Origin of the sequence: Halorubrum sp. Ea1, from assembly GCF_002252965.1 — an archaeon.
In the GTDB taxonomy this organism is placed as follows: domain Archaea; phylum Halobacteriota; class Halobacteria; order Halobacteriales; family Haloferacaceae; genus Halorubrum.
On sequence record NZ_NHPG01000067.1, the window covers coordinates 1 to 26,813 of the forward strand.

The 26,813-nt window shown below is 70.6% G+C and carries 32 protein-coding genes and 2 tRNA genes; 19 read left to right on the forward strand and 15 right to left on the reverse strand.

Going from position 1 to position 26,813, the window contains the following annotated elements; all coding sequences use genetic code 11:
• From DJ73_RS20940 to DJ73_RS08860, 3 genes are all read left to right on the forward strand, one after another.
• Positions 1-502 (forward strand): hypothetical protein (locus DJ73_RS20940; protein ID WP_254921625.1); only part of this gene is annotated, 502 nt, incomplete at its 5' end.
• An 87-nt stretch (positions 503-589) separates the two neighbouring features.
• Positions 590-1,702, forward strand: a complete 1,113-nt coding sequence (locus DJ73_RS08855; protein WP_094557797.1) for a putative sulfate/molybdate transporter — start codon at positions 590-592, stop codon at positions 1,700-1,702.
• A 366-nt stretch (positions 1,703-2,068) separates the two neighbouring features.
• Positions 2,069-2,398 (forward strand): transcription factor S, encoded by a 330-nt coding sequence (locus DJ73_RS08860; RefSeq protein WP_094525670.1) that lies wholly within the window; start codon positions 2,069-2,071, stop codon positions 2,396-2,398.
• Positions 2,399-2,443: 45 nt separating this feature from the next.
• Here the strand turns inward: DJ73_RS08860 and DJ73_RS08865 are convergent, their stop codons facing one another.
• The 9 genes from DJ73_RS08865 to DJ73_RS08905 form a co-directional block, all read right to left on the reverse strand.
• Entirely contained in the window at positions 2,444-3,154 is a 711-nt protein-coding gene (locus tag DJ73_RS08865) for a class I SAM-dependent methyltransferase (RefSeq protein WP_094557798.1), read from the reverse strand.
• Positions 3,155-3,258: 104 nt separating this feature from the next.
• Positions 3,259-4,497, reverse strand: a complete 1,239-nt coding sequence (locus tag DJ73_RS08870) for a cytochrome P450 (protein ID WP_094525674.1) — start codon at positions 4,495-4,497, stop codon at positions 3,259-3,261.
• 78 nt (positions 4,498-4,575) lie between these two features.
• Positions 4,576-5,205, reverse strand: a complete 630-nt coding sequence (locus DJ73_RS08875) for a dienelactone hydrolase family protein (protein WP_094557799.1) — start codon at positions 5,203-5,205, stop codon at positions 4,576-4,578.
• A 33-nt stretch (positions 5,206-5,238) separates the two neighbouring features.
• Positions 5,239-5,637, reverse strand: a complete 399-nt coding sequence (locus DJ73_RS08880) for a DUF5778 family protein (RefSeq protein WP_094525678.1) — start codon at positions 5,635-5,637, stop codon at positions 5,239-5,241.
• An 86-nt stretch (positions 5,638-5,723) separates the two neighbouring features.
• Positions 5,724-6,692: an A/G-specific adenine glycosylase gene (locus DJ73_RS08885; RefSeq protein ID WP_094557800.1), complete on the reverse strand. Its 969-nt coding sequence runs from the start codon at positions 6,690-6,692 to the stop codon at positions 5,724-5,726.
• A gap of 25 nt (positions 6,693-6,717) precedes the next feature.
• On the reverse strand, positions 6,718-7,377 hold the full coding sequence (locus DJ73_RS08890; RefSeq protein ID WP_094557801.1) for a hypothetical protein: 660 nt from the start codon (positions 7,375-7,377) through the stop codon (positions 6,718-6,720).
• 112 nt (positions 7,378-7,489) lie between these two features.
• Positions 7,490-8,188 carry a haloacid dehalogenase type II gene (locus DJ73_RS08895; RefSeq protein ID WP_094527350.1) on the reverse strand — a complete coding sequence of 233 codons (699 nt, stop codon included), beginning with the start codon at positions 8,186-8,188 and terminating at the stop codon, positions 7,490-7,492.
• A 136-nt stretch (positions 8,189-8,324) separates the two neighbouring features.
• Positions 8,325-8,396, reverse strand: a tRNA-Thr gene (locus tag DJ73_RS08900).
• A gap of 148 nt (positions 8,397-8,544) precedes the next feature.
• Entirely contained in the window at positions 8,545-9,210 is a 666-nt protein-coding gene (locus DJ73_RS08905) for a hypothetical protein (protein WP_094525686.1), read from the reverse strand.
• 59 nt (positions 9,211-9,269) lie between these two features.
• Here DJ73_RS08905 and DJ73_RS08910 point away from each other — a divergent pair, with 59 nt between their 5' ends.
• The 3 genes from DJ73_RS08910 to DJ73_RS08920 all read left to right on the forward strand — a co-directional run bounded on the left by DJ73_RS08910 (position 9,270) and on the right by DJ73_RS08920 (position 11,608).
• Positions 9,270-9,980 carry an enoyl-CoA hydratase/isomerase family protein gene (locus DJ73_RS08910; protein ID WP_094557802.1) on the forward strand — a complete coding sequence of 237 codons (711 nt, stop codon included), beginning with the start codon at positions 9,270-9,272 and terminating at the stop codon, positions 9,978-9,980.
• An 88-nt stretch (positions 9,981-10,068) separates the two neighbouring features.
• Positions 10,069-10,139, forward strand: a tRNA-Gly gene (locus DJ73_RS08915).
• 302 nt (positions 10,140-10,441) lie between these two features.
• Entirely contained in the window at positions 10,442-11,608 is a 1,167-nt protein-coding gene (locus DJ73_RS08920; RefSeq protein WP_094525690.1) for an inorganic phosphate transporter, read from the forward strand.
• Positions 11,609-11,638: 30 nt separating this feature from the next.
• Here DJ73_RS08920 and DJ73_RS08925 read toward each other — a convergent pair whose 3' ends face one another.
• Entirely contained in the window at positions 11,639-12,328 is a 690-nt protein-coding gene (locus DJ73_RS08925; protein ID WP_094557803.1) for an undecaprenyl diphosphate synthase family protein, read from the reverse strand.
• Between the two features lie 82 nt (positions 12,329-12,410).
• Between DJ73_RS08925 and DJ73_RS08930 the strand changes: the two genes are divergently transcribed.
• Both DJ73_RS08930 and DJ73_RS08935 read left to right on the forward strand, forming a co-directional pair.
• Positions 12,411-12,995: a hypothetical protein gene (locus DJ73_RS08930; RefSeq protein ID WP_241881530.1), complete on the forward strand. Its 585-nt coding sequence runs from the start codon at positions 12,411-12,413 to the stop codon at positions 12,993-12,995.
• A 45-nt stretch (positions 12,996-13,040) separates the two neighbouring features.
• On the forward strand, positions 13,041-13,571 hold the full coding sequence (locus DJ73_RS08935) for a DUF5812 family protein (protein WP_249269059.1): 531 nt from the start codon (positions 13,041-13,043) through the stop codon (positions 13,569-13,571).
• A gap of 1 nt (position 13,572) precedes the next feature.
• Here DJ73_RS08935 and DJ73_RS08940 read toward each other — a convergent pair whose 3' ends face one another.
• Positions 13,573-13,923, reverse strand: coding sequence for a hypothetical protein (locus tag DJ73_RS08940; protein WP_094527353.1), 351 nt, complete (start codon positions 13,921-13,923; stop codon positions 13,573-13,575).
• 135 nt (positions 13,924-14,058) lie between these two features.
• On the opposite strand from DJ73_RS08940, the gene secF reads away from it, so the two are divergent.
• The 4 genes from secF (at position 14,059) to DJ73_RS08955 (ending at position 17,535) form a co-directional block, all read left to right on the forward strand.
• Complete coding sequence (secF, locus tag DJ73_RS08945) at positions 14,059-14,940, forward strand: protein translocase subunit SecF (protein ID WP_094557804.1); 882 nt, start codon at positions 14,059-14,061, stop codon at positions 14,938-14,940.
• Complete coding sequence (locus DJ73_RS08950) at positions 14,940-16,541, forward strand: preprotein translocase subunit SecD (RefSeq protein WP_094525698.1); 1,602 nt, start codon at positions 14,940-14,942, stop codon at positions 16,539-16,541. The genes secF and DJ73_RS08950 overlap by 1 nt, the downstream gene beginning before the upstream one ends.
• Before the next feature lie 101 nt (positions 16,542-16,642).
• Complete coding sequence (locus tag DJ73_RS20290) at positions 16,643-16,786, forward strand: hypothetical protein (RefSeq protein WP_176451107.1); 144 nt, start codon at positions 16,643-16,645, stop codon at positions 16,784-16,786.
• Positions 16,783-17,535 carry a TMEM165/GDT1 family protein gene (locus tag DJ73_RS08955; RefSeq protein ID WP_094557805.1) on the forward strand — a complete coding sequence of 251 codons (753 nt, stop codon included), beginning with the start codon at positions 16,783-16,785 and terminating at the stop codon, positions 17,533-17,535. Before DJ73_RS20290 ends, DJ73_RS08955 begins: the two co-directional genes overlap by 4 nt.
• On the opposite strand, the gene DJ73_RS08960 is transcribed toward DJ73_RS08955, so the two are convergent.
• From DJ73_RS08960 to DJ73_RS08970, 3 genes are all read right to left on the reverse strand, one after another.
• On the reverse strand, positions 17,532-18,314 hold the full coding sequence (locus DJ73_RS08960; RefSeq protein WP_094525700.1) for a ribonuclease HII: 783 nt from the start codon (positions 18,312-18,314) through the stop codon (positions 17,532-17,534). The two genes, DJ73_RS08955 and DJ73_RS08960, sit on opposite strands and share 4 nt — an antisense overlap.
• Before the next feature lie 50 nt (positions 18,315-18,364).
• On the reverse strand, positions 18,365-18,736 hold the full coding sequence (locus DJ73_RS08965) for a 30S ribosomal protein S8e (protein WP_094527355.1): 372 nt from the start codon (positions 18,734-18,736) through the stop codon (positions 18,365-18,367).
• Positions 18,737-18,926: 190 nt separating this feature from the next.
• Complete coding sequence (locus tag DJ73_RS08970) at positions 18,927-20,561, reverse strand: TrkA family potassium uptake protein (protein WP_094525704.1); 1,635 nt, start codon at positions 20,559-20,561, stop codon at positions 18,927-18,929.
• Positions 20,562-20,691: 130 nt separating this feature from the next.
• Between DJ73_RS08970 and DJ73_RS08975 the strand changes: the two genes are divergently transcribed.
• The 4 genes from DJ73_RS08975 to DJ73_RS08990 all read left to right on the forward strand — a co-directional run bounded on the left by DJ73_RS08975 (position 20,692) and on the right by DJ73_RS08990 (position 22,855).
• Positions 20,692-21,090 (forward strand): helix-turn-helix domain-containing protein, encoded by a 399-nt coding sequence (locus DJ73_RS08975; protein WP_094525706.1) that lies wholly within the window; start codon positions 20,692-20,694, stop codon positions 21,088-21,090.
• On the forward strand, positions 21,087-21,365 hold the full coding sequence (locus DJ73_RS08980) for a hypothetical protein (RefSeq protein WP_094525708.1): 279 nt from the start codon (positions 21,087-21,089) through the stop codon (positions 21,363-21,365). Before DJ73_RS08975 ends, DJ73_RS08980 begins: the two co-directional genes overlap by 4 nt.
• 157 nt (positions 21,366-21,522) lie before the next feature.
• Complete coding sequence (locus DJ73_RS08985) at positions 21,523-22,224, forward strand: helix-turn-helix domain-containing protein (RefSeq protein ID WP_094525710.1); 702 nt, start codon at positions 21,523-21,525, stop codon at positions 22,222-22,224.
• Between the two features lie 85 nt (positions 22,225-22,309).
• Entirely contained in the window at positions 22,310-22,855 is a 546-nt protein-coding gene (locus tag DJ73_RS08990) for a DUF1684 domain-containing protein (RefSeq protein WP_094525712.1), read from the forward strand.
• 168 nt (positions 22,856-23,023) lie between these two features.
• Here the strand turns inward: DJ73_RS08990 and DJ73_RS08995 are convergent, their stop codons facing one another.
• A complete protein-coding gene (locus DJ73_RS08995) occupies positions 23,024-23,209 on the reverse strand; it encodes a hypothetical protein (RefSeq protein ID WP_094525714.1) in 186 nt (61 codons plus the stop codon).
• A gap of 148 nt (positions 23,210-23,357) precedes the next feature.
• Between DJ73_RS08995 and DJ73_RS09000 the strand changes: the two genes are divergently transcribed.
• The 3 genes from DJ73_RS09000 (at position 23,358) to DJ73_RS09010 (ending at position 26,780) form a co-directional block, all read left to right on the forward strand.
• A complete protein-coding gene (locus DJ73_RS09000; protein ID WP_094525715.1) occupies positions 23,358-24,461 on the forward strand; it encodes an NADH:flavin oxidoreductase/NADH oxidase in 1,104 nt (367 codons plus the stop codon).
• 104 nt (positions 24,462-24,565) lie between these two features.
• Positions 24,566-25,804 (forward strand): enhanced intracellular survival protein Eis, encoded by a 1,239-nt coding sequence (gene eis / locus DJ73_RS09005; protein WP_094557806.1) that lies wholly within the window; start codon positions 24,566-24,568, stop codon positions 25,802-25,804.
• A gap of 85 nt (positions 25,805-25,889) precedes the next feature.
• Positions 25,890-26,780 (forward strand): hypothetical protein, encoded by an 891-nt coding sequence (locus tag DJ73_RS09010; protein WP_094525719.1) that lies wholly within the window; start codon positions 25,890-25,892, stop codon positions 26,778-26,780.
• The last annotated feature ends 33 nt before the right edge of the window (positions 26,781-26,813 follow it).

Sequence of the window (26,813 nt, forward strand, 5' to 3'; positions counted from 1 at the left end):
CGCGGGCGTCGCGGGAGACGACCCGGACGAGGGAGCCACCGTCGACTCCGTCGACGACCACGTCGAGCGGGGCCCCGTCGACCCCGACCCTGTCGATCTCGGGTCCGACTCGTCTCCGCCCGGAAACGCCTCCGGCACGCGGCGCGACGACCCCTTCGACGAGCTCGGTCCCGCCGACTCCGGGGCCGACCTCGACGACGCGTTCGAGCGGATGGATGTCGCCGGCCCGGCCGAGGAAGACGTCTGGGAGTCCCTCGACGCGGACGCGGAGGATGGCGACGCGTTCGGAGACGCGGCGTTCGTCTCCGGCGGCGGAGAAACCGAACACGTCGTCTCCAAGCGGGCGTACTGCCAGCAGTGCCCGCACTTCACCTCGCCGCCCGAGGTGGCGTGCGCGCACGAGGGGACGAGCATCCTCGAGGCGGTCGGCTTCGACGAGTTCCGCGTGCGGAACTGCCCGATGGTCTCCGAAGAGGACCCGACGTTCGACTCGGGCGAGTGAACTGAAACCAGTTACGCCGACGCCGAGCGATCCCGGCAACGGTTTCTGAACACTCTCAAGCGCCTTCGGCGCGAGTCGGCTCACATCGTGGGAATCGTCGAGGCGACGCGCCGGCGCGGGATCGAGTTCGGCCCGGGAGCGCTCACCGGGGCGATAGGGGATTCGATTACCGTCATCCCGCTCGTGGTCGCGCTGGCGCTGCTGACCGACGTGTCGCTGCCGCACGCGCTCGCCGGCTTCGGCGTCTTCCAGATCGTCTGGGGGGCCCGGTACGGACTGCCGGTGTCCGTCGAGCCGATGAAGGCGCTGGCGGCGCTGGCGATCGCGGGCGCGCTGACGTACGCCGAGCTCGCGCTCGCCGGGCTGATCCTCGGAGGGCTCCTCCTTGCGATCGGGCTTACGGGGACGCTCGCGCGGGTGGAGCGCTGGATCGGCGAGCCGGTGATCCGCGGGGTGCAGCTCGCGGTCGGGCTGATCCTCCTGCAGACCGGGGTCGACCTCGCGATCGGCGACCCATTCCTCGCGGCCGTCGGCGTGGCGATCGCCGCGCTCGCGGCCCTCGCCGGTCACCGAACGGCGAGCGCGCTCGCGGTGGCGGTCGCGGGCGTCGCGATCGCGGTCGTGGCCGTCGGCGTGCCGGCGCCGCAGTGGCCCGGGGCGCCGCCGACCCCGTCGCTGTCGGGGCTCGCCGCGGCGGTCACCCGGTCGACCGCAGACGGGGTCGTCGCGCAGCTCGCGATGACGATCGGCAACGCCGCGCTCGCGACGTCGCTCCTCTTCGCCGACCTGTTCGACGCCGAGGTGACGCCGGACGAGCTGTCGGCGAGCATGGGCGCGACGAACCTGCTCGCGGTGCCGCTCGGCGGGATCCCGATGTGTCACGGCTGCGACGGCGTCGCCGGCAAGCACGCGTTCGGCGCGCGCACCGGCGGCGCGAACGTCGTCCTCGGCGTCGGCTACCTCCTCGCCGTCCCGTTCGCGACGCCCGGCCTCCTCGGCGCGTTCCCGGTGGCGATGCTCGGCGCGCTCCTTGCGATCGTCGCCGTCTCGCTCGCGCGCAACGCCCTCGACTCCGAGAACGTCGCGCTCTCGGTCGCGATCGGTCTCGTCGCGTTGGCGACGAACCTCGGCGTCGCGTTCCTGCTCGGGATCGTCGCCCACCTCGCGTGGGAGCGCGTCGGAGACACCGGCGACGACTGATAAATGAACGGCGGTGCGGCGGCGCGTGCCGCCGAGCGCCCTGATAAGGGCGCGAGGGGCACGCGCGAGGGAGTCGCTGGCGCGGAACGCGCCAGCGACGAGGCTGGGGAGGCGTGAGGTTCGGTGCCGTGCGGTCGGGCGGGACTCAAAGGGGCAGTCGCGAGGCGGACGCACGCTCGTTGCGCGCTTCAGTCGCTCGCGGTGCTCGCTCCTTCCAGTGCTTACGTCGCCTGCGCCCGCCTCGCGGCTGGGGCTTTGGAAGCGTTCACCGCGCTGTCGACACCGACTGTTTTTAAGCGAACAGCATACGCGTACCGAGCGCAGTCAGGGGAGCTAAACCGCTCGATACCCTACTGAGATACATATATGCAGTTCTGTGACGACTGCGGCTCGATGATGGTCTCCGTCGACGGCGAGATGGTGTGTCAGAGCGACGACTGCGGCGGCACCGCCGAGCGCGACGAGGCGCTCGCCGCCGACTTCGAGTCGACCACGGAACAGACCGGCGACGAGGTGATCGAGACGGAGGAGGGCGCGAACTTCGAGGGGAAGCCGACCGCGACCGACGTGGTCTGCGACGAGTGCGGCCACGGCGAGGCGTGGTACACGATCAAACAGACCGGCGCCGCCGACGAACCGCCGACGCGCTTCTTCAAGTGCAAGGAGTGCGGGCGTCGCTGGCGCGGCTACAACTGAGACGGAACGCCGACCGGGCGTCGGACGGACGCCGACCGGACCGGTCTACGGGTCGATCCGCTCTATCGCGAAACTGCTGTGGCCGTGCGTTTCCAGCGACAGGTGCGTCAGCTTCATCTCGTACTCGACGCAGAACTCGTGAACCGCGGCGATGACGCCGTACCACCGCCCCGCGGGGACGTCGCCGAGGCAGTAATCGTGTCCGGCCATGACGCCGTCGGATTTCACTTTCTCCCTGGCGATCTCCAGTTCCCTCTGTGTCTGCTCGTACGTGTGGGTGGTGTCGATGTACACCCAGTCGAAGAAGCCGTCCTCGAAGCGGTCGAGCGCGACGTCCGGCCGCTCCGGCAGGACTTCCACGGTTCCGTCCGCGATCCGGTCCGCGTATCTGTTTTCCACCTCCTCCACGCTCCGGTCACTGAACTCCTTCGACCCCCAGACGTCGATCAGGTACAGTTCGTCGGGGTCCGTTATCGAGAGAATCCTCTCGGAGAGATCCCCCTCGTCTGTCCCCAACTCCGCGACTCGTCCGCCCCGCGGGAACGCTTCCAGCATGTCCTCTCGAGCCGGGACGACCTCGGCGTCTCGGACGTGTTCCTCCGAGAGCGTCTCGGGGACGGAGTCCCTCGCGTGAGGGGTCTTGACCCGATCCGGTTCGTAATATATCGAGGCGTACGCGCCCTTCAGTAAGGGATAGGCTCGCGCCGGTACGAGATCCGCGACCCGCCCCTTCAGTTCATCGAGAAGTGTTCTCACGGGTCACGATCGTCGTCTGTGGCGGGCTTATAACTGCCCCTTCGTTCACCGGGCGACACCGACGGTCGGTCCCGCACGGGGCACCGTCGCTTCGGGCGGGCGATCTACCGTCTCTCGTCGTATCGGATCGGTAGCGATTCGACGCCGTAGATGAACGAACTTCGCGTCGGCTCGAGGGGCGTCTCCGTGAGCCGCACGCGATCGACGCGGTCGAGTAGCTCCGAGAGCCCGACTTTGGCCTCGAGCCGAGCGAGCGGTGCCCCCAGACAGTAATGGGTGCCGTGGCCGAACGCGATATGCTGGTTGGGCGAGCGGTCAGGTCGGAACGTGTCGGCTGCGTCGAACCGGCGTTCGTCGCGGTTCGCGGAGCCGATCCAAGCGATGACCCGGTCGCCCGCTTCGATGGTCTCGCCGCGCATGGTCACGTCCTCTGTAGCGACCCGGCTCATGGCCTGCACCGGCGACCGGTATCGCAGCACTTCCTCGACGGCGCTCGTGAGCGCGCGGTCGTCCCCGCGCAACTCGTCGACCAGATCCGGGTCCGCCTCGGCGAAACACCGCACCGCGTTCGCGATGAGGTTCGTCGTCGTGATGTTCCCCGCGACGAGCAGCAGGATGCACATCCCGAGCGCCTCCTCGCGGGAGAGCCGTCCCCCCGCGTCGGACTCGGCGGTGACGATAACGGAGAGCAGATCGTCTTGCGGGTTCTCGCGGCGATCTTCGATCATTTCCAGGAAGTACTGGGCCATCTCCATCTGGGTCTGCTGCTGGCGTTCGGCGAAGGCGTCCGCGCCCTCATCGTCGCTTGCGGCCTCCACGATCGTGTCCGACCACGTCTTGAACCGGTCGCGGTCCGACGGCGGGACTCCTAGCAGTTCGGCGATCACCGTCACCGGGAACGGGTACGCGAGGTCCTCGACGACGTCCATCTCTCCGTGGGTCCCGACGGCATCGTCGAGCAACTCGCCCGCCAGCTCTCGGAAGTGGGGTTCGCGGTCGGCGAGCGTCCGCGGTTGGAACCACTCGTCGACGACACCTCGGAGTTCGTCGTGGCGGGGCGGGTCCTCGAACAACATCGTGTCGAGGATCAACCCCTCCCCCGGTCCTTCGGGTTCGACGAAGTCGTCCGCCTCCCGAGGGTCCGCCGAGAACACGTCGTCGTCGTCCAACACGCGCTTCACGTCCTCGTACCGGAAGACGTCCCACGTTCGACGGTCGGGATCGTACCGGACTGGCGACCGTTCGCGCATCCGCTCGTACCAGTCGAAGGGATCCAGCCACGACTCGCGGTCCTGTAGTTCTTCGGGGACGGCTTGGAGTCCTTGGGGACCTGCCGAACTCATACCCATGGCCTTGGGGACGAACGGGATAAAAATCTCGGGCGAGGGGCTCGTCGCACCGCGGCGGTTTCCGACTAACCTCTATTCACCGTCAGCCACCAGCCGCGGCTCGAAGAACGCCGCTACCGCCTCACCCACGTCCCCCGAGCGCCCCACGAAGAAGTGGTCCGATTCGAACGTTTTCGTCTCGATTCCCAGTTCCTTCGCCCGCTCGACGACCGGCTCCCAGTCCGCCGTCGAGTCGCGGGTCGCGTACAGGACCTGCGTCGGCACGCTGAGGTCGACGAGGTCGTCGAGCGCCGCGACCGCGTCCACGTCGGGATTCAGCCGAGCGGTCGGCGCGAGCGCGCAGACGCCGGCGAGACCGGGGCGCGAGGCGGCCGTCACGAGCGCGACCGCCGCCCCGAACGAGAAGCCGAACAAGCCTACCCGCTCGTAGCGCTCGGCCGCCCACGCGACCGCGTTGTCGGCGTCCGTGCTCTCGCCGTACCCCTCGTCCCAGTCGCCGTAGTCGAACCGGAGGCAGTCGATCCCGCGGCCGGTCAGCGCGTCGCTCACGGCGGTCAGTCGTTCGTCGCCGCGGCGGCCGCGCTGCTGCGGGTGCGGGGGACAGGCGACGACGACCGCGTCGGCGCGACTCCCGTCGCTCGCGGCGGTGTCGAGCGTGGCTCGAACGTCGCGGCCGCCGGGGATGAGGACGGTTTCGCTCACGGGCGCAGGGGTAGGGGCGGATGCACCGCCGCGTCAGGGAACCTGCGTCACGCGGTCGACGTTATCGAGCGCGGTCAGGTCCGCGGCGAGCGCCTCCTGATCGACGCCGGCCTCGTAGTAGAACACCAGGTCGAAGGTGCCGTCACGGAGGAGCTGCTGGCACTCCCAGACGAACTCCTCGCCGTCGAGGGTGAGCCCCTGGAACTGGTTCGACGAGAAGTTCGTGTCGTCGTTGCCGGCCTCGATGTACGCCTCGCCCTTGTCGGCGTGGTCGGCGATGACGTCGTTGGCGGCGACCGTGAGATCGTGCATCTCCAAGTCCTCCTGGCCGCCGAGCGTCGTGTGGACGATACAGCCAAGAAGCTCGATGTCGCCCGGTTCCAGCAGGGCCTTCGTCCGCGTGTAGAGGTCGGAGTCGACGGTTTCGCTCATACCCGTTCGTTCCGGCTCCGGTGATAAACGGGTGACGGTTCACACGTTCGGCACCTCTCCGGGCGGCGAGCGGGCACGCCGAGGACTCAGTCCCGCAGGCGAACGATCGCACAGTCGTCTCCCTCGTCCACGTCGACCAGCCCGTCGTCGGCGAGGTCGTCGACGAGCCCGCGGAGCCACTCTCGCCCGTGCTCGCCGTCGGGCGCGTAGTCGACCCGGATCCGGGGTCCGAGCTCGTCGAGCGGCAGCTCGTCGTACTCGCCGAGCGTCCGGACCACGCGCCCCCGGAACTGCCGCCGGCTCCCCTCGAAGCTCGGCTGCTCGGGCACGTCGGGCGCGGTGAAGTCGCCGGTCTCGTACGCGTGACACCACCCCCGCCACGGGCAGCCCGCCTCGTCGCAGCGCGGGGTCGTGCCGCAGGCGACGCCGCCGAGCTCCATGATCGCGTTGTTCCACACGCGGGACTCGCCGTCGGGCATGACCCGCGAGGCGACCCGACCGAACGCCGCGTCGTCGTCCGGCACCGCGAACGCGCGGTGGAGGACGCGCTTCACGTTGGTGTCGACGACCGCGTCGCCGTCGTTGAACGCGAACGACGCCACCGCGTTCGCGGTGTACGGGCCGACTCCCATCAGCTCCTGCAGTTCGCCGGGCGACCGTGGGAACTCTCCTCCGTACTCTTCTTCCACCTGTCCGGCCGCCTCGTGGAGGTACTTCGCGCGGTTGTTGTAGCCGAGCGAGTGGTCGGACCAGAACGCGACCACGTCGCCGCGGTCGGCGGCGGCGAGGTCGACCGTCGTCGGCCACTCGTCGAGGAAGTCCTCCCATGCGGGGACCACCCGATCGAGCTGCGTCTGCTGGCTCATCACCTCGCTGACGAGGACCGCGTAGGGGTCCTCGGTGCGCCGCCACGGGAAGTCGCGGTGGTCGGCCTCGTACCACTCCACGAGCGCCTCGCGGACCGCGCCGAGGTCGGCCGGCAGTTCGGGGGCGTCGCCCTCGGCGAGCCCCTCTGTGCCGCCCCCCTCTCCCGCGGTCGCGTCCGAATCGTTCATTACCGTCAGTCGGGGCGGCGGTCGTTTATCGGTGCTGGTCCTCGCCGCGTCCGACCGGAGCCATCGAGCGCGGGTCGCGGTCCGGCCCCGGATACTCGCCGCCGACCGCCTCGGGATAGAGGTTCTCGGCTGAGAACACCGCCGCGAACGCCCGCGGCTCCCGGACGCTCACGGGGAGGCGGTCGCGGAGCCCGGCGGCGGCCTCCGCCCCCGTGAGCGACGGGTCGAGGCTCACGACCTGCATCGCGGCGCCGCGGTACGCCGACGCCAGCGCAGGGTGGTCGCCCGCGGGATGCGCCGTCGGCTCGCGCCACGCCTCGACCGCGTCGCGCCAGTCGGCCGCGAGGTCGGCGTCGGAGATCTCGGCGATCACCGCCTCGGCGTCGTCGAGCAGGGCGTCGCTGGCGACGAGCGTCGTCCACGAGTGCGCGCGAAGCGCGTCGAGCGCCTCGCGGGCCGCGCCGCCGACGAGGAGGTCCGTCGCGAGGACGTCCGCGTCGGCGACGACGCGGGCGGGGCTCGGCTCGCGGTCGGCGGGGGAGACGTCGGCGTCGCTCTCGGCGTCGCCGTCGTCGGACTCTCCCCCGCTCCCGGAGCCAGATCGGCGATCCGCGAGCGCGACGCGCACCGCGTCCTCGGTCGCGTCGCGGTCGGCGGCCCGCTCGAACAGGTCGGCGAAGGTCATGGCCGGACCGTGGTCCGCCACGGGTATCGGCGTTGCGACTGCGCGAGCCGTCGGTCGCCCGCGACGCCCGCGGCGTCCGTCGAAAGCGTCCTGATCGGCAGGACCGGACCGCTCACTCGAGCCGGTCCGCGAGGTCGTGGAACCCCTCGATGACGAGGTCCGGCTCGGAACCCAGCTCCTCCGTCGGGAGCGTCTCCCCGGGGCGGGAGACCCACGCGGTCGACATGCCGGCGTGTTTCGCGCCCCAGACGTCGCGCATCCCGCCGCCGGAGGCGTGCAGTATCTCCCCGATCGGCGTGTCGGTCCGCTCCGCCGCGTGTTCGTAGATCCCCGCCTCCGGTTTGTACGTCTCCACCTCGTCGGCGCTGATCGCGTCCGTCACGACGTCGCCGAGGTCCGCCGCCGCGACCAGGTGCTCCAGCATCTCGGGCGAGCCGTTCGAGACGATGTACACCTCGTACCCCAGGTCGGCGATCCGCCCGATCCCGTCCCGAACGTCGTCGAAGATCGACAGCTCGTCCTCGTACACCGTGCGCCGGATCTCGTCGCGGGTCGCCTCCGGCACGTCGTGTCCGTTCGCTTCGAGGGCGTATCGGAGGCCCTGTCCGATGAGCTCCCAGAACGGCCGGTAGGCGTCGATGTCGTTCGCGATCATCGAGTACTGGAGGTACTGCGCGCGCCACAGCTGCGAGACGCTCTCGGCGTCGTCGAGGCCGTCGACGTGCGCTTCCAGCACCGCCTCCTGCGAGCCGATGTCCACGAGCGTGCTGTACGAGTCGACGGTGACGGTCGAGACGGAGTCGAGGTCCATGGTCGTGGTACTGCGGCCCACATCATAACCGTAGTGAATCCCGCCACGACGACGGTCGCACGGTCGCCGCGGGGCAGAGCGGGGCCGACCGCGTCGCGGACGGGACCGTGTTCGCGCGGGAACGAACCGGAGAAAGAGCCTAGGCCGAGATTTGAACTCGGGGTCTCGTCCTTACCAAGGACGCGCTTTACCGCTAAGCTACCCAGGCACGCAATCAGTCGTTGACCGGATTCGACTTTATGGGTTTCGATCCGCCGCCGAGTCGTCGCCCGATCCGAGGGGACGCCGGCGACGCCGTCGCGGGGTCGGGATTCGCCTTCCCGGTCCGCATTCTCGGTCCGCCTTCCCGGTCCGTCTTACCGGTCCGTCGCGCTCACGGCGCGGTCCGAGATGTCGGCGATCCGGTCGGCGGTCGCGTCAGGGAGCGCACGCCCCGGCGGCGGGAACTCGCCGTCGTAGTCGGCCGCCAGCTCGCGGGCGTACGTCAGTAGCTCTTCCGGCGGGTCGCCGCCGACGGCCGTGGTGCCGGCGACGACCGCCAGTTCGAGGGCGTCGACCTCCAGGTTCCGGTCGAGCGCGGCCGCCGCGGCGGGGTCGGTCCCATCGCGGTCGCGGAGCGTCTGGTCTCGGCCGAACGCGCGCACGACCTCGACCGCGGCGCCGGCCGCGTCGGTACACGCCAGCAGCGAGAAGCCGCGCGAGACGAGCACGTCGGCCGTGAGCACGTCCATGTCGGCGTCGATGTCGGTCTCGCTGGTGGGCGCGGTCAGCCACGGCTCCTCGTGGGCCACCGTGCGGGTGAGCCGCAGTCCCTCGTAGATGAGCTGCACGCCCGCCGCCCGGTCGACGAGCTCGTCGGAGCGCACGTCGGGGTCGACCGCCCGGGCCGTGACGAGCGCCAGAACACCGGGCGTCACGGCGGCGTCCAGAATACGGCTCTCGAGGGCCTCGCGCAGTTGCTCGGGCTCGACGTCCGCGAGCGCCTCGTGAGCGGCCTCACGCGCTCGCGCGGCATCGTCCATTGCCACGAGGTAGTCGAGCGAAGGGCAAAGACCTTTGGAAACCGCCGGGATACGACGGCGTGATCCGCACCAGCACCGACGGCCGCGTCCGCGTCGTCACGATCGACCGCCCGGAGCGGCGAAACGCCCTCCGTCCCGAGGACCTAGACGCGCTCCGGCGGGCCGTCGACCGCGCCGAAACGCCCGTCACGTACCTTCGCGGCGCCGGCGACGCCTTCTGTGCCGGCGCCGACCTCGACGCCGTCGCCGGCCTCGACCGAGACGACGAGGCCGACGCGGCGTCGTTCGCTCGGCGGGGACAGCGCACCGCCGCGGCGATCGCGGCGGCTGACACGGTCGTCGTCTGCGGGATCGACGGCGCGGCCCGCGGCGGCGGCGTCGAACTCGCGCTCGCGGCCGACGTCCGAGCCGCCACGCCCGCGGCGACGTTCGCCGAGCCGGGCGTCGAGTTCGGCCTGTTCGGGGCGTGGGGCGGCACGGTCCGACTCCCGCGGGTGATGCGCGAGGGCGACGCCCTCGAGTTCGCGCTCTCGGGCCGCGTCCTCGACGCCGACGAGGCGCTCCGGACCGGGCTCGTCTCCCGGGTCGTCGACGACCCGCGCGCGGTCGCCGACGTCATCGCGGACGGAAAGCCGGACGCGCTGCGGACGGTCAAGCGACGGGTGCGTGACCGGCGGGACGACGCGATGCAGGCGGACGCGGAGGCGAAGGCGTTCGCCGCCCTCGTCCGGTCGCACGGGGCGGACATCGCGGCGTCGCGGACGGAGTGAGCCGCGCGGGCGAAGCGGTCCGACCCCGGCGCCGTCCCGATGTGACAGGTTTAAGTGAACCTCCGACCAATCTGCAGGTGCGAAGCACGCACCGGTAGTGTAGTGGTATCACGCAACCTTGCCATGGTTGCAACCCGAGTTCAAATCTCGGCCGGTGCATTTCTCGAACGTAGTGAGAGAAATCGCCGAGTGATTTGAACGCTATCAGTCGCGCGCAGCGAACGGAGTGAGCGAGCACGTCTGATTCTGAGTTCAAATCTCGGCCGGTGCACTTCCGACTGACTCCGTCAGTCGACGTTCGTCTCACTCCGTTCGACGAACTCCCTTCGGTCGTGCACCGCCCTGACTCCGTCCGACAGTGTCCGGCGTCTCTATCCGACGAACCGCCGCCGGGAGAGCGGCCCGCTATCCTCGGCGCGAACCTGTCCGCTTAACCGGACGTGTGTCGTTGTAGCGAGTATATGATTGAGGTCTTACTTCTCGTCGGCTTCGTGGTCGCGGCGTTCGTCGGGTACAACATCGGCGGCGCCACGACCGGTCCGGCCTTCGGGCCGGCCGTCGGATCGGGAGTGCTCTCGAAGTCGGGCGCCGCGGCGCTGATGTCGATCTTCTTCTTCATCGGCGCCGGGACGCTCGGACAGCGCGTCGTGACGACGCTCGGGGAGGACCTCGTCACCGGCGGGAACGTGTTCACGCTGGAAACGAGCATCGTGGTCCTCTTCTTCATCGGCGGCGCGCTGTTCGTCGGGAACTTCGCCGGCGTCCCCGCGTCGACGTCGATGACGGCCGTCGGGGCGATCGCGGGTCTCGGGCTCGCGACGGGCACCCTCGACCGGGCGGTGATGGGCGAGATCGCCATCTGGTGGATCGTCGCGCCCATCATCGGCTTCTGGGTGTCGGGCGTCGTGGGGCGCTACTTCTACCCGGCCATCGACAACTGGGTGGCGATAGACAGCACCGAGGGGGCGCTGTTCGAGTTCGACCGCTCCGGGCTGGTCCCGAAGCCGGTGGCGGGCCCGAACACGACCCGGCGCGAGCTCTTCGGCGGATTCGTCGTCATCGCCATCGGCTGTCTGATGGCGTTCTCGTCGGGCACCTCGAACATCGCGAACGCGATCGCGCCCCTCGTCGCGCTCGACAACGTCGAGATGACGCCGATGATCCTGCTCGGGAGCGCCGCCGTCGCGGTCGGCGCGTTCACGATCGCCCGGCGGACGCTCGACACGCTCGGCAACGACATCACCGACCTCCCGCTGACCGCGGCGATCGTCGTCGCCTGCGTCTCCTCCGGGATCGTCATCAGCCTCTCGGCGGTCGGGATCCCGGCGTCGTTCGTCATCATCGCGACGATGTCGATCGTCGGGCTCGGCTGGGGGCGCGCGACCCGGACCGTCACGGTGCGGCAGGGGATCAGCGGCGAGAAGGAGCCGAAGGTGTCCGTCGGCGCGCTGAAGGCGGACGGGACGGGCAAGATCGGCGAGGGCGACCCGACCGACATCCCCTCGGCGTCGGACCTGTTCAACCCGAGCACGAGCGCGCGCGTCGTCCTGATGCAGAACGTCGTTCCGATCCTCTCGACCGTCGGCGCGCTCGTCACGTTCACGATCCTGTTCCGCTTCGTCTGGTAGGGCTCGACCGCTCTTCCCGCGCCGACCCGGCTACCGTCCGAACCGCCGCTGTCGGTCCTGGAAGTCGAGGACCGCGCGCAGGTAGTCGCGGCGCCTGAAGTCGCGCCAGTTCACGTCCGTGAAGTAGAGCTCGGCGTACACCGACTGCCAGATCGCGAAGTCGGAGAGCCGCTCCGCGCCCGTCTTGATAACGAGGTCCGGCTCCTCCGGGAACACGAGCCGGTCGGCGACGTCGTCCGCGTCGATCGACGCCGGATCGAGCTCGCCGACGTCGACGTCGCTCGCGAGTTCGCGGACCGCGGCCGCGAACTCGGCCTTTCCGCCGAGTCCGACGGTGATTCTGATGGGGGCGTCGTCGCCGTCTGCGCCACCCGCCTCGCCGTCCGCGCCACCCGCCGCGCCGTCCGCGCCACTCGCCTCGCCGCCTGCGCTCTGCTCCCCGTCGGCGTCGTCCGGCCCGCGAACGACGAACGGGGCGGGCGCGTCGAGCCGCCGGAGCTCTCTCGCGAGCGTCGGGACCACTGACTCGTCGAGCACCGAGACCGAGACGGTGACGCGCCGGGCGCCGTACTCCAGCGCCCACCCGAGCGCCTCGGAGAGGGTGTCGAACGCGCCGTCGGCGAGGAGGTCCCGCTCCGTGATGACGATCGCGACGTGCTCGGGGGGGTCCCCGTCGTGGAGTCGGTGGCGGACGGCGAGATACGCGTCGTACAGGCCCACGTGAGACGCTTCCGTCGCGAGAATTTAAAATCCCACGTCCGCCGACGAGGGGTTTAATTCGGCGTCGGCCCTATCTGCGTCGATGGCAGACAGCTACCGCGGGGTGTTCGGCGCGATCCCCTACGCGATCCGGCACACCGAGTCGTGGACCATGCGCGTCTACGGGGTGGTCGGCGCGCTCACAGCCGGGCTGATCGCGACAGTCGTCACCCTCGCGCTCGTCGTCTGGATGGCGGAGACTGCCGACGTGCAGAGCGGAACGTTCCTGTTCTCGCGGTCGCTGTACGTTATCGCCGGCTTCGCCGCGGTCGCGCCGCTGCTGGCGCCGCTGCTGTTCGTCGCGCGTCGCCACCGCCGCGGCGACCCCGTGCGGTCGGGATACGACCGGAAGATGGCGTACGGCGGCTTCCTGTTCCTCCTGTCGCTGTACGTCGGCATGGTGATCTCCGCGCCGGCGGCGCTGCGAGACCCGACCGAGTCCGCGGTCGTGAACGCCCTCTACGCGCTCCCGCGGCTCGCCGGCTTCGTCCCCCCGGCCGCCGCCGCGGTCACCGTGTTCGCGATCCACTACCGGCTCCGTGTCACCGGCGACGGCGCGGCCGACAACGCGGACAGCGCGGGCGAACCCCCGACTTCGGCGGACGACCCACCGGTCGACGACGACTGACGCGGCTCGAAACCCCGAAAAGGGTCGGCCACCTACCACGGAGCAATGACCGATGAGCCGGAGCGCACCGACGCGGATGGGCCGGACGACGCCGACGGGACGGAGCCGACGGACGGCAAGGAGAGCACGTTCCTCGTCACGCACGTCGAGAGCGGCTCGGCGGTGCTGAAAGACGTCCACGACGGACAGGTACACACGCTGAGCTCGAACCCCGGACTCGAGGCCGACGATGCGGTCGAGGCCACCGTCGCGCCCGATCCGCCGATGGAGGTCACGTATCGGGTGATCGACGTCGCGGAGCGCCGACGCCTTTCGATCGAGGAGAGCGAGGAGCCGCCCACCGTCCACGAGCGCGAGCTCGCGGCGGAGACGCCGACGGGAGAGCTCGCCCGTGAGCCGCGCGCGGGCGAGGGCGAGGTCCACGTGTTGACGCCGCCCGAGTCGGACACCGAGAGCGCGGTCGCCGACGTGATCGAGGACCGCGAGGCGACGCTCTCCCGCGCCGCCCGGCTCGGCGTGAACCGCGTCGAGATCCGGTCGGAGCCGGGCGTGGTCAGCGTGCGCTACATGCCCTGACTCAGTCGACTCCGGCGGCCGGGTCCGACGGACCGGCGGCGCTCTGTACCCGCCAGCCGCCGTCGACGTCGCCGGTACGCGCCTCGTAGTCGACGGTCGTCTCGGCCGTCACGGCCGCCGCGTCGACCGGGTCGCCGTCGACCTCGATCCGCTCCACGCGGAACGGCACGTCGAGGCTGTCTCCGCAGCACCCGACGTCGACGAACTCCTCGCGGACGTCGCCGACCGCGACATCGTCCATGACCCGCGCGAAGTACGACCGGTAGCGGTCCGTCTCGATCTGGTCGCGGCCCCAGTCGCTGAGCCCCTCGGGATACGAGAGGACGACGCGGGCCGCTTCGGGTGTACTCATGGGTGATGGTAACACGCCGTTCGGTTAGTTCGTTTCGGCGATCCGCGCCGCGCTCGCCCGAGCGCGACCGACCGAACGCGCCGGCTCGCGGCCGAGTGAGAAGGCTTATTCGCGCCCGCGCAGGAACCGGTATTTATGGTAGCGATCGAGGCACCGGAGGTCAACTACACCGAGTACTCGAACCGGCAGCTTGTGGCGATCCCGCTCGCCGTCCTCGTTCTCGCGCTCGCGATCATCTTGGGATGGTATCTCGTCACGGGAGCGCCGGCGAACCTGGGACTGGCGTTCACGGGCGGCGTCGAGCTCCGGATCGCCGACGACGGTGGTAACGTCGAGGAACGCATCGAAACAGAGTTGGACAGACGGCCCGACTCGATCCGGTCGATCCCCGCCGACGACGTGTACGTCGTCACCTTCCGCGCGGCCGACGAGGACCCCGAGGGACTGGCAGACGAGCTCGCGCAACAGGCGGACGACGCGGGGCTCGCCACGACCGCGGTCGACCAGGTGTCGCCGAGCTTCGCCAGCGACACGGCCCGGACCGCGGTGTTCGGGGTCGCGCTGGCGTTCCTCGGGATGAGCGTGCTCGTGTTCGCACTGTTCCGGACGTTCATCCCCTCGCTCGCGGTGGTCGCCTCGGCGTTCTCCGACCTGGTCATCCCGGTCGCGGTGATGAACCTGCTCGGGATCCAGATGACGCTCGGGACGATCGCGGCGCTCCTGATGATCATCGGGTACAGCGTCGACTCCGACATCCTGTTGAACAACTCCGTGTTACGCCGGACGGGCGACTTCTACGAGTCGGTGAGCCGCGCGATGCGGACCGGTGTCACGATGACGCTCACGTCGATGGCCGCGATGATCGTGATGGCGATCGTCGCGACCCTCTTCGGCGTCGACCTGCTGCGGAACATCGGGATCATCCTCGCGGTCGGCCTCTGTGCCGACCTGATGAACACGTACCTGCTGAACGTCTCGCTGCTCCGCTGGTACAAGTTCGAGGGGGTGAAGCGCTGATGTTGGAACCGATCAAGAACAACTGGCGCATCCTGCTGCTCGTCGTCGTCGTGGTCGGCGCGTCGGTCGCGCTGTTCGCCCCGCAGTTCGCCCCGGAGACCGCGCCGGGCGAGAACCAGAGCGAGGCGAGCCAGGGAATCACGAACCTCCAGTACGGGCTGGACCTGGAGGGCGGCACCCGCGTCCGGGCCCCCCTGAAGGGGTACACCGCCACCGGCGTCGACTTCGCCGGCGACAATCCCCCGGCGGTCGAACGGGCCGTCGCCGACGAGCTCGACGGGGTGCAGCTCCGCGACGTCGGATCGAGCTTCGGCGAGGACGAGCAGGCCGTCGAGGTCACCGACCCGTCCGTGAGCGAGGAGGAGTTCCGCGCGGCGATGGACGCCTCGGGCTACTCCTACGAGAGCATCCGCCCCGGCGTAACCGCAGAGACCCGCGACCTCACCCAGAGCATCATCGAGGGCAAGATCAACGAGGCGGGGCTCTCGGGCGGGAGCGTCCAGCAGGTCCAGTCGCTCACCGGCGAGTACTTCATGCTCGTCGAGGTGCCTGGCGAAGGCCGGAGCGACGTCGTCTCGCTGCTGCAGGAGCGGGGGACGGTCCAGATCGACATCGCGTATCCGAGCGATAACGGCACCGCCGTCGATGAAGCGGTGCTCACGCAGGAGGACTTCGAGAACATCGGGACGGCGTCGCAGCGGGACCGCGGCACGGGATCGTACGTCCCCGTGACGGTCAGGAACACCGCCTCCGACGGCCAGCCGTCGCCCGCGGAGCAGTTCCAGCAGGCCGTCGCCGACCGCGGCTTCGCCTCGGCGTACCAGTCCCAGGCGGACCGCTGCGAGTACAACCCCGAGACGGGCGAACTGGGGAACTCCAACCCCTGCCTCCTGCTCACGGTCGACGGCGAAGTCGTCAACTCCTTCGGGATGGACCCGGGGCTCGCCGACAGCATGGCGAGCGGCTCGTGGGCCGACACCCCGAACTTCGAGCTGACCACGCCCGAATTCACGACGGCGCAGGAGATATCGGTCAACCTGCGCGCCGGCGCGCTGCCGGCCGAGCTCGACATCAGCGGGGAGGGGACCTCCAGCACCATCTCGGCCGCGCAGGGGGAGAACTACAAGAACTACTCGCTGGTGACGGGGATCCTCGCGGTGTTCGCGGTCGCGGGCATGGTGTTCCTGCGCTACCGCGAGCCCGCGGTGGCGCTGCCGATGATCGTCACGGCGCTCGCGGAGGTGTACGCCCTGCTCGGCTTCGCCGCGCTCGTGAGCTATCCGATAGAGCTGGCGGTCATCGCCGGCTTCATCGCGGTCGTCGGGACAGGCGTCGACGACTTGGTGATCATCGCCGACGAGGTGATGAGCGAGGGCGAGGTGAACTCACGAAAGGTGTTCAACTCCCGGTTCCGCCGGGCCTTCTGGGTCATCGGCGCCGCCGCCGCGACGACGATCGTCGCGATGTCGCCGCTGATGGTGCTCTCGCTCGGGGACCTCTCCGGGTTCGCGATCTTCACCATCCTCGGCGTCCTGATCGGGGTCCTGATCACCCGGCCCGCCTACGGGGACATCCTCCGCCGTCTGCTGACGATCCGGTGAGGGGACGCGGGAGCGACGCGGTGCCGCTCCGCGTCGCGTGCGGATCGCCGGCGCGAATCGAGAGCCGACAAACTATTGTTTTAGACCGATCTAACCGCCACGTGACGACCGACGACCGCCCCGAACCGATCGACCGGACGGATCCGCGGACCGATCCGCGGACCGGAACGACGGACGCCGGACAGGCGGGCGCTCGCGATCGGACCGCCGCGACCGGCGAGTGCGGGGGATCGGGGGACGCATGAGCTACTCGGAGATACTGATCGTCGCGTTCGTGGCCCAGATCGCCGTGCTCCCCGGCGAGAAAGTTCAGTTCATGATCGCCGCGCTGTCGACGCGCTACGACCCGAAGGTCGTCGTCGCGGCCGCCGCGTCGGCGTTCGCCGGGTGGACCGCGATCGAGATCGTCTTCGGGCAGGCGCTGCAGTCGGCGCTGCCGGGGGTGGTCCTCGACGTCGTGACCGCGGCCCTGTTCTTCGCGTTCGCGTACCTGCTGTACCGGTCGATGCCGGATCGCGACCCCGGACGGGTCGCGTCCAGCGACGGCGGCACGGAGCCACCGGCCGCCGGCGCCGAGACGCCGGACTCCTCGGCGGCCGACGCCGACTACGCCGACCTCGACTCGGTTTCGCTCCCCGGTCCGCTCGACCGGTACGAGGGGTCGTTCGGCGGCTTCCTCCCGATATTCGTGCTCATGGCCACCGGCGAGTTCGGCGACAAGACGCAGTTGGTCACGATCGGGCTGGCGGTGCAGTACGGGGCGACCTCCGCGATATGGGTCGGCGAGATGCTCGCGATCGTTCCGATCAGCCTCGCCAACGCGTACTTCTTCCACACGTTCGCCCACCGCTTCGACGTGCGGCGCGCACACATCGCGTCCGCGGTGCTGTTCGCCTTCTTCGGGGCGGACACCGTCCTCTCGATCGTCGCCGGCTTCTCGGTCTGGGAGACGTTCATCGGCGCCGTGAGCGAGGCCGTCTCGGCGCTCGTCTAGAAGTCGTCGAGCCCCGACTGCTCGGCGGCCGCCAACACGTCGTCGCAAGTCGACCACGTCCGGCGCGCGCACTCCGGGACGTCGCCGTTGTCGGCGACGTACGCCCGCAGGAACGACCGCGTCGTCGGGTCGCTCGGGTAGCCGCTCCCGACGGCCTCGTATCCCGGATACCCGTCGTCGATCGCCGCCATCCGGTCGTCGCGCGCGACCTTCGCGACCACGCTCGCCGCGCCGACGACCGGGTCGGCCTCGTCGGCGCCGTGGAAGGCCTCGACGTCGACCGGAGGGAGGGCGGCGGACTCGTCGCCCTCGGAGTCGACGACCACTCTTCCGCCGTCCTCGGGGTCACCGCCGCCGGTATCGTTACCGCCGAGGTCGTCACCGCCCTCGGCGAACGCACCGAGCCGACGCGCGAACCGCGCCTCGCTGGTGTCTCCAGCGTCGGCGACGACGCGGACCGGTTCCGCCGGACGTTCCACGCCGGTGACGCCCGCTATCTCGCCGAGCGCGGCTCGCACCGCCCGCGCCTGCCCGCGGACCGTGAGCGTGTTCATGTCGGTGTCGGGCCGGTCGATCTCCGCGGGCTCCACGAACGCGACCCCGACCGCGACGCGGTCGCTTCCGCGCATCGTCTCGGCCATCGCCTCGCGTCGCTCGGGGGAGAGCCGCTTCGAGTCGTCGACGTCGGCCGGGAGGCTCGCCGGGTCGGCGAACACGGCCGCCGAGACCATCGGTCCGAGCACGGGCCCCTTGCCGGCCTCGTCGACGCCGAGGTACACGCGTCGCTCGTCGTCGTCGAACGGTAAATACGTTCAGAAAGCGAACGGGCTCAGTCGATGAGGACCGCGTTGACCTGCCCGGTCTGGCCGGGACGCGAGGTGACGCGGGCGCGGCCGGCGGACGTGTCGATGACGGCGCCCTTGGTGACGATGTTCCGTCGGGCGTAGTTGACGTTCGAGGGGTTGTCGACGACGTTCTCGATCTCGGCCTCGCTGACCTCGCCGCCGTCGGCGACCTGCGCGACGTTCGTCGAGAGCGCGCGGACCTTCCGCTCCGTGCCGCGGGAGTCGATGTACTGGACCCGCGTCTCGCCGACGGTGGTCTCGGCGGGCTCTCGGCCGAGCTGGTGGCGCTTCTTGTTCGAGGCGTGCTTGAGTCGGCCGCCCGTCCGCTTGCGCGTGGAGCGTCCCTGGTCTTTCATACAGGTACGAACAGCCAGCGAATACTTGAACCGTTCGACTCGACTCGGTCCCGAGGCGGCGCGTGACGGGTCGGACGGGACGCGACGGCCCCGCGCACGGATTCGCCGGGAGCGGCGAACGCGGCCGCGGGGACCGGCACGCGAGTCAGCGCGAACCGGCGAGCGGGGTCACGCGAACCGGCGAGCGGGGTCACGCGAACCGGCGCTCGAACTCCCGGATCCCCTCGTCGGTGCCGACGACGACGAGCTCGTCGCCGTCGCCGATCCGCGTGTCGGGACCGATCTCGGTCAGGGTCTCTCCGTCGCGCTCGACCGCGATGACGGTGCAGCCGGTCGCCTCGCGCACGTTCGCCCTGCCGACCGTCCGCCCGACGAGCCGCGGCACGCGGCTCTTGACGACCTCCACCTGCTGGTCCAGGGAGAGCACGTCGCGTCCCTCGATGACGGTCGAGGCGGACATCCGGCCGGTGACGGTCGCGAGCGAGAGCACGTAGTCGGCGCCCGCGCGGTGCATCTTCCGGACGCTCGCGGCCTCCTCGACCCGTGCGAGGATCTGCGTGTTCGGCGCTAAATCGCGGATCACGAGCGTCGTGAACTCCGTCGTGGTGTCTTCGGGCAGCGCGAGCACGACGGTCCGCGCCGACTCGACGCCCGCGGCCCGCAGCGTCTCCGGATCGGTCGCGTCGCCGACCACGTCGACGCCCTCGGCGTCCGCCCGGTCCACGACCGTGACCGGGAGGTCGGCGTCTTCGAGCGTCTCGGCGACGGTCCGGCCGACCTGCCCGTACCCGATCACCACGGTCTCGCCCGCGCCGAATCGCCGCGTGGCGGAGTTCGTCAGCTCGACGAGCCGCTCCAGCTGATCCGGCCGCCCGGAGACGAGCAGGACCGTCCCGGCCGACAGCGTCGCGTCCGGCGGGGGCGCCGCGTCGAACTCGCCGTTGAACCACACGCCGATGACGTTGACGCCGGCGCGTTCGCGGATCCCGCTATCGCCGAGGGCCGACCCGGCCAGCGGACTCCCGTGCGGGACCGACACCTCCGCGAGCTGCAGCGAGTCGCCGATGGCGACCGCCTCGCCGAGATCGGTCTGCAGCGCGGTCGTCACCTTCGCGGCGAGGCTCTCGCCGAGCAGCGACCGCGGCGAGAGCACCTCGTCCGCGCCGGCGAGGCGGTGGTACCGCTCGCGCTCCGGGTCTTCGACGATGCTGATGACCCGCACCTCCGGCGACAGCTCCTTCGCGGCGAGCACGATGCTCGCGTCGACCTTGTCGGAGACGTCCGTTATCAGCGCCCGCGCGTCGGGCAGGTTCGCGGCCGCCAACCCGTCCGTCGACTCCGGGTCGGCACGGATCGCGGTCTGCCCCGCTTCGTGGAGCCGTACCGCTCGGTCGTTGTCCGGCTCGACGATCGCGTACGGTATGTCCCTGGAGTCGAACTCCTCGATGAGCGCCATCGACCGGGAGGTGTCCGAACAGACGACGACGTGACCCGACAGCGCTCCGTCCACCGACGTGGGGGCGCTCGTCGAGAACGCCTCTTCCAACAGCGGCGTCACCACGACCGGCAGCGCGCCGATCAGGAGGACCATCCCGACGAGGTCCATCACCGCGATGAACGCGTTCAACTGCTGGCTCTCCCAGGGCGCGTCGCCGCCGAATCCGGTGGTGGTGAACATCTCGATCGAGAAGCGCAGCGCCTCGATCATCGTGCGCGGGTCGCCCTCGTACACCCGCATCCCGTATCGGTAGGCGATCGCGGTGAAGATCAGCACGAAGAGGACGAAGGCGAAGTACCCGACGACGCGGCGCTTCCACGAGTCCATCGGTCCGTTGTACGCCGCCCACCCACAAAAACGGGCCGCGTCCGGCCGCGTGACGGATGCGGTTGCGGTCGCGACCGCGGCCGGGCCGAAGTTCGATGGTTTAAGACACGGGGGGGCCCAACTGGGGAACATGGTGCGGGACCCGTCGCGCGAGGAGGATCCGCCGTCGGTCGACGACGTGCTGGACGCACTGGCCGACGACGCCGCGCGCCGGATCGTGACGGCACTCACCGAGCCGAAGACGGCGAGCGACCTCTCCGAGGAGTGCGACATCCCCCTGTCGACGACGTATCGGAAGCTGGAGAAGCTCACCGACGCCTCCCTGCTCCGGGAGTCGACGGACATCCGCCGCGACGGGCAACACACGACGCGCTACTCCGTCTCGTTCGACTCCGTGACGGTCTCGATCGACCACGCGGACGACGAGGCGGACGAGTCGCGCGATCTCACCGTCGAGTTCTCCCGTCCGGAGCGCACGCGGGACGAACGGCTGGCCGACCTGTGGTCGGAACTGCGAGAGGAAACATGACAACGCACATCGACCTCGCCATCATCGTGGCAAAGACCGCCATCCTCGTGCTCGGTGGCAGCATCACCTACTACGCGCTCCGCGCGTACGGCCGGACCGGCGACCCCTCGCTGCGCGCGCTGGGGCTCGGCTTCGGGATCGTGACGATCGGCGCGCTGATCGGCGGCGTCTCTCACCAGATCATCGGCGCGTCTCTGGCGGCGGGGATCGCGATCAACAGCCTGCTGACCGCGGTCGGCTTCGGCGTCATCGTCTACTCGCTGTACGTGGAGTGACCCCGCTCGCGGGGCCGCTCCGGATTCGACGTCGAGCCGGGAGAAGTGGGGCCGGTGGACGTCGAGCCAGATGGACGTCGATCTCGGGAGAAGTGTCGACGTCCGACGAACCCCGCTTTCGGTAGCCTTTTGCGGCGCTCCGCCCTCGGACCGCCTAATGAGCGACGCACGCGAGGAGCTCTCTCGCCGGATCGCCGGCGAAATAACGCTCAGCGACGACCCCGGAGCGACGCTTCGGAAGTGGCGGACCGACTTCGACGTCTCACAGACCGAGCTCGCCGAGCAGCTCGACGTCTCCTCGTCGGTGATCTCCGACTACGAGAGCGGGCGTCGGGAGAGCCCGGGGATCGGCATCGTCCGCCGGATCGTCGACGGCCTCCTCGATATCGACGAGCGGCGCGGAGGCGGGCGCCTCCGACAGTACGCCCGCGTGCTCTCGGCGGGCTTCGAGAGCGACATCGTCCACGCCCTCCGCGAGTACTCGACCGCGGTGCCGGTCGAGGAGTTCTACGAGGCGATGGACGCCACGGAAGTCGTTCGCGGCGACCAGGACCACGTCAACGGTCACACCGTCATCAACTCTATCGAGGCGATCACGCGGCTCTCCAGCGAGGAGTTCTACCGGCTGTACGGTCAGTCGACGAACCGCGCGCTCGTGTTCACGGGCGTGACCCGCGGCGAGTCGCCGCTGGTCGCCCTCCGGGTCGTGAGCCCGACGCCGAACGCGGTCGTCCTCCACGGCATCGAGTCCGAGGACCTCTGGGAGCACGCGGCCGACCTCGCCCGCGTCGACCGCTTCTCGCTGGCGACGTCGACGCGCGACCTCGACGACTGCCTGGCCGACCTGCAGGCGCTCTGAGCGCCCCGGCGAGCTGTCTCCCGGCCTCGGGACCTGACCCGCCCGAACCGCGGGCCTGAAACCGCCGGCGCTCCTTCGACCGCGTATGACCGACGAGTACGCCGAGCGGCTCCGCGCCAACCGCCGCGAGAAGGACGAGTTCTTCGCCGAGCACCCGCAGTCGCCGATCCCGCCCGAGCACCGCGACGGGTTCGACGGGCTCGACTACTTCCCGCCGGACGAGGACTACCGCGTCGAGGCGACCGTGACGGTCCACGGCGACCCCGAGCCCGTCGAGATGGAGACCACCGCGAGCAACCCGGTCCGATACCTCAGAGTCGTCACCTTCGCGTTCGAGGTCGACGGCGAGGAGCACGCGCTCGCCGGCTACCGACAGGAGGGCGAGGACGGCGAGATATTCGTCCCGTTCCGCGACAAGACGACCGGCCAGCAGACGTACTACCAAGGCAGGTACATGGAGCTCGAACCGGAGGGAGAGCTCGCCGACGGCGACGTCGTCGTCCTCGATTTTAACCTCGCGTACAACCCCTTCTGCGCGTACAGCGAGACGTTCGCCTGCCCGCTCCCGCCCGAGGAGAACTGGCTGGAGATCGTCGTCCCGGCCGGGGAGCGCGCACCGGATATCGAGTAGTCGGGGGCTCGTCACCGCCGCGTCGCCGTCGGCGGCGACGCGGCCCACCGCACGTCGCCGCGCGGCGTTCGGTGCGCTGGAACCGCGCTCGGAGCCGACCGCTTTCGAAGGGGAGACTCGACGCTCGATGCGGAGTAGAGAAGACGAGAGAGGGTCGTTCGCGCCGCGCTACCGCTCTAACTCGACCGTCAGGTCGGTCGCGATCCACGCGTCCGTGTTCCCCTGCTCCGTGAAGACGGTTCGATCGGGCGAGCAGCGGCTCGCCGCGACGATCGGCCGTGCGTCCGTCGACTCCTCTGTGCCGTCTTCGATCCGGTCCTCGGCGCTGCGCCCGATTCGGTCCCCAGTGCTCATTACCAGTCTGTCAGAGGCACGGGTGGTTATAGGTTTCGGTCGGCCTAAACCCTCGCCGCGATCGGGGCGATCCCCGCACCGGTGCGATCGCGGCGATCCGCGCGGGGAATCGGAGCGCATTACCAGCCGGCGGCACTCCGGTGTCTCGATGACGGATTCGCTCTTCGCGCCGCTCACGCTACGCGACACCGAGCTCCGGAACCGCGTCATGCTGTCGCCGATGTGCCAGTACTCCGCGGACGACGGGTTCGCGAACGACTGGCATCGGATCCACCTCGGCTCCCGCGCGGTCGGCGGCGCCGGCGCCGTGATGACCGAGGCGACCGCGGTCGAGGAGCGCGGTCGGATCACCCCGGGCTGTCTCGGGATCTGGTCCGACGAACACGCCGACGCGATCGAGCCGATCGTCGACTTCGTCCGGTCGCAGGGCGCGACGCCCGGTATCCAGCTGGCCCACGCCGGCCGCAAGGCCTCCCACCGCCCGCCGGCCGAGGGCGGCGATCCGATCCCCGCGGACGACCCCGCGGGCTGGGAGACGATATCCGCGACCGACGAGCCGTACCCGGACGGCGACCGCTCTGAGACCGGCGAATCCGCGGCGACCCGCCGGATGGACGGTGACGACATCGCCGACGTGACCGAGTCGTTCGCCGACGCCGCGGCGCGCGCGCTCGACGCCGGCTTCGAGATCGCCGAGGTCCACGCGGCCCACGGCTACCTGCTCCACCAGTTCTGCTCGCCGGTCACCAACGACCGCGACGACGAGTACGGCGGGAGCTTCGAGGACCGGACCCGACTCCTCCGGGAGGTCGTCGCGACCGTCCGAGACGTCTGGCCCGAGGAGAAGCCCGTCTTCGTCCGGATCTCCGCGACGGACTGGCTCCCCGACCGCGACTCGTGGGACGTCGACGACTCCGTGCGGCTGGCGCCGCTGCTCGCCGAGGCCGGCGCCGACCTGATCGACGTCTCCGGCGGCGGGATCCACCCCGACCAGCGGATTCCGGGGACCGGACCGGGGTACCAGGTGCCGTACGCCGAGGCGATCCGCGAGGGGACCGACGTGCCCGTCGCCGCCGTCGGCGGGATCACGGGCCCGACCCACGCCGACGCCCTCGTCCGGAACGGTCGGGCCGACCTCGTCGCGCTCGGCCGCGAGCTGCTCCGGCACCCGTACTGGCCGCTGGAGGCCGCCCACGAGCTCGGCGCGGACGTCGAGTGGCCGGTGCAGTACCGCCGCGGCCGGTTCGACTGAGGTCGGGTTCGACCGGGTCGACTGCGATCGGTCGCGGCCGATTCGACTGAGGCCCCCTCTCACGCTCCGGGAAGACTTATTCCGCTCCCGCGAGCCGACCGCGTATGGAGTACCGACCGTTTCCCGAGGAGCGCGCCGACGAGTTCGGCGCGTTCATGCGGTACGCCTTCGCTCCCGCGGACGGCCCCTACGACCCCGACGAGGCCGACGACCACGACACGATCGCCGAGCGGCGCGGTCTCTTTAACGCGGCCGACGACACCGTCGCGGTCTGCGCGCACCACCTTTTCGCGCTGCGGATCCGCGGCGCCGACCGCGAGGTCGCCGGGCTCTCCGCGGTCGCCTCCTCGCCCGAGCACCGCCGCCGGGGACACGTCGCCCGGCTGCTCCGCGAGTCGCTCGCGGAGTACCGCGACCGAGGCGTCGACGTCTCGGTGCTGTGGCCCTTCGAGTACGCGTTCTACGCGAACTACGGCTGGGCGACCGCGAGCCGCTACCGCTATCTCACCGCGCCCCCCGAACAGCTCGGCTTCGTCGACGACCTCGTCGCGACGACGGGCAACGCGGCCGGGACCTTCCGCCCGCTCGACGAGGGCGACTTCGCGGCGGTCGAGCCGGTGCTCGCGGCGACGGCGGACCGCTACGACCTCACCATGGACTGGACCGAGGAGTGGTGGCGCGAGCGGACCCTCTCGGGCTGGACGACCGACCCGTTCGTCTACGGCTGGGAGCGCGACGGGGACCTCCGCGGGCTCTGTCGGTACGAGTTCGACGACGACCCCGACGACGCCGGGGAGACCGTCATGCGCGTCTCCGACGCCGCCGCCGTCGACGACGAGGCGTGGTTCCAGCTGCTGCGGTTCTGCCGCAACCACGACTCGCAGGTCGCCGAGGTCCGGGTCCGAGCGCCGCCGGACGCCCCGCTGCTCGATCTCGTCGAAGACCCCCGCGCCGTCGACTGCGAGGTCCGGACCGGGCCGATGGTCCGGCTCGTCGATGTCGCCGGCGCCGTGGAGGCGCTCGACCCGGACCCCGCCGTCGAGGCGACGCTCTCGCTCGCGGTCGTCGACCCGCTCGCGGCGTGGAACGACGCGACGTTCCGGGTCGCGGTCGTCGACGGAGACGTCGCGGTCGAGCCGTTCGACGCCGAGCCCGCGAGCCCGGACGCGACCGTCGACGTCGGCGCCCTCTCGCAGCTGTACGTCGGCTACCGCTCCGTCGACGAGGCGGTCCGTGCCGGGAGACTCGCGGCCGGCGACGGGGCCGACTTCGACGACGGCGTCGCCGCCGCGCTCCGCGGCCTGTTCCCGCCGCGGACGACGCACCTCCGCGAGGGGTTCTGAGTCGCCGCGTCGGCGACGTCACGCGCCGGGACGCGACCGTCAGCGCCGGCCGGGCTTTTTATCCGCGCGCCGCGTACTCGGTGGTATGAGTTCCCGCGACGACCGACGCGACGACGAGCTCGAGGAGCGGCTCGACGAGCTCGAAGATGTCCTGACCGAGCTGCGGCGCGACCTCGGGGAGAGCGAGCGGGACCGACGGGGGCCGCCGCGACCGCCCCGCCTCTCCGAGCTACTCCGGTTCACCGAGCAGTACACGATCCCGACGGTCATCGCGCTCCTGGAGACGACGATCAAGTCGCTCGAACTGCTCCGGGGGACGCTCCGGCTCGCCGACCCCGGCCGGAGCCTCGCCGACGAGTCCGGCGCGACTGCCGACCGCCTCGCCGACGTCCGCGACGGCGCGAGCGCCGGCCTCGCCCGGTCGCTCTCGGAGCTCCGGACCGCGCTTTCGGAGGCCGACCTCCCGGAGGAGGCCGCCTCGCGCTCGATCATCACCGACGCCCGCGACCTCACCGCCGAGATCGAGTCGCGGATCGAGGAGGGCCGTCGGGAGGCCGACGCCGCGCGGCGACCCGGGCGGGACGACGACCGCCGGAAGGACCGCGGGGCGGGCGGCCCCGAGTCCGACGCCCGAGACGGGGGCCGCGCCCGCGACGACGACTCCCCCGGCCGGGACCGCGGCGTTCGGATCGACGTGACCGACCCCGACGCGGAGCCCGAAGCGAGCGGGGCCGACGAGGAGACGGAGGACGACCCGGCGCCCGAGGTCGACGTCGAGTCCGAGCTTGAGTCGATCAAGCGACAGATCGACGGCGACGAGGCGGACGACGCCGACGCCGTTGACGAGGCGGACGCGAGCGATGACGCGGGTGCCGGTTCGGACGCCGGCGACCCGACCGACGCCGACGGCTCCACCGATGACGACCGGGACGACGCGGCCGAGGAGGGCGACGGAGACGGCCGCGACGCGAACTGACCCGCTCGCCTCCCGCGCCGCTCTCGCCGTTCG

Bases quoted from the DNA above. Each gene is read 5' to 3' on its own strand.
- DJ73_RS08860 (WP_094525670.1), top strand. From the start codon at position 2,069: ATGCAGTTCTGTGACGACTGCGGCTCGATGATGGTCTCCGTCGACGGC.
- DJ73_RS08870 (WP_094525674.1), bottom strand. From the start codon at position 4,497: ATGAGTTCGGCAGGTCCCCAAGGACTCCAAGCCGTCCCCGAAGAACTA.
- DJ73_RS08880 (WP_094525678.1), bottom strand. From the start codon at position 5,637: ATGAGCGAAACCGTCGACTCCGACCTCTACACGCGGACGAAGGCCCTG.
- DJ73_RS08885 (WP_094557800.1), bottom strand. From the start codon at position 6,692: ATGAACGATTCGGACGCGACCGCGGGAGAGGGGGGCGGCACAGAGGGG.
- DJ73_RS08890 (WP_094557801.1), bottom strand. From the start codon at position 7,377: ATGACCTTCGCCGACCTGTTCGAGCGGGCCGCCGACCGCGACGCGACC.
- DJ73_RS08895 (WP_094527350.1), bottom strand. From the start codon at position 8,188: ATGGACCTCGACTCCGTCTCGACCGTCACCGTCGACTCGTACAGCACG.
- DJ73_RS08905 (WP_094525686.1), bottom strand. From the start codon at position 9,210: ATGGACGATGCCGCGCGAGCGCGTGAGGCCGCTCACGAGGCGCTCGCG.
- DJ73_RS08920 (WP_094525690.1), top strand. From the start codon at position 10,442: ATGATTGAGGTCTTACTTCTCGTCGGCTTCGTGGTCGCGGCGTTCGTC.
- DJ73_RS08930 (WP_241881530.1), top strand. From the start codon at position 12,411: ATGGCAGACAGCTACCGCGGGGTGTTCGGCGCGATCCCCTACGCGATC.
- DJ73_RS08935 (WP_249269059.1), top strand. From the start codon at position 13,041: ATGACCGATGAGCCGGAGCGCACCGACGCGGATGGGCCGGACGACGCC.
- DJ73_RS08940 (WP_094527353.1), bottom strand. From the start codon at position 13,923: ATGAGTACACCCGAAGCGGCCCGCGTCGTCCTCTCGTATCCCGAGGGG.
- secF (WP_094557804.1), top strand. From the start codon at position 14,059: ATGGTAGCGATCGAGGCACCGGAGGTCAACTACACCGAGTACTCGAAC.
- DJ73_RS08950 (WP_094525698.1), top strand. From the start codon at position 14,940: ATGTTGGAACCGATCAAGAACAACTGGCGCATCCTGCTGCTCGTCGTC.
- DJ73_RS08955 (WP_094557805.1), top strand. From the start codon at position 16,783: ATGAGCTACTCGGAGATACTGATCGTCGCGTTCGTGGCCCAGATCGCC.
- DJ73_RS08965 (WP_094527355.1), bottom strand. From the start codon at position 18,736: ATGAAAGACCAGGGACGCTCCACGCGCAAGCGGACGGGCGGCCGACTC.
- DJ73_RS08970 (WP_094525704.1), bottom strand. From the start codon at position 20,561: ATGGACTCGTGGAAGCGCCGCGTCGTCGGGTACTTCGCCTTCGTCCTC.
- DJ73_RS08975 (WP_094525706.1), top strand. From the start codon at position 20,692: ATGGTGCGGGACCCGTCGCGCGAGGAGGATCCGCCGTCGGTCGACGAC.
- DJ73_RS08980 (WP_094525708.1), top strand. From the start codon at position 21,087: ATGACAACGCACATCGACCTCGCCATCATCGTGGCAAAGACCGCCATC.
- DJ73_RS08985 (WP_094525710.1), top strand. From the start codon at position 21,523: ATGAGCGACGCACGCGAGGAGCTCTCTCGCCGGATCGCCGGCGAAATA.
- DJ73_RS08990 (WP_094525712.1), top strand. From the start codon at position 22,310: ATGACCGACGAGTACGCCGAGCGGCTCCGCGCCAACCGCCGCGAGAAG.
- DJ73_RS08995 (WP_094525714.1), bottom strand. From the start codon at position 23,209: ATGAGCACTGGGGACCGAATCGGGCGCAGCGCCGAGGACCGGATCGAA.
- DJ73_RS09000 (WP_094525715.1), top strand. From the start codon at position 23,358: ATGACGGATTCGCTCTTCGCGCCGCTCACGCTACGCGACACCGAGCTC.
- eis (WP_094557806.1), top strand. From the start codon at position 24,566: ATGGAGTACCGACCGTTTCCCGAGGAGCGCGCCGACGAGTTCGGCGCG.
- DJ73_RS09010 (WP_094525719.1), top strand. From the start codon at position 25,890: ATGAGTTCCCGCGACGACCGACGCGACGACGAGCTCGAGGAGCGGCTC.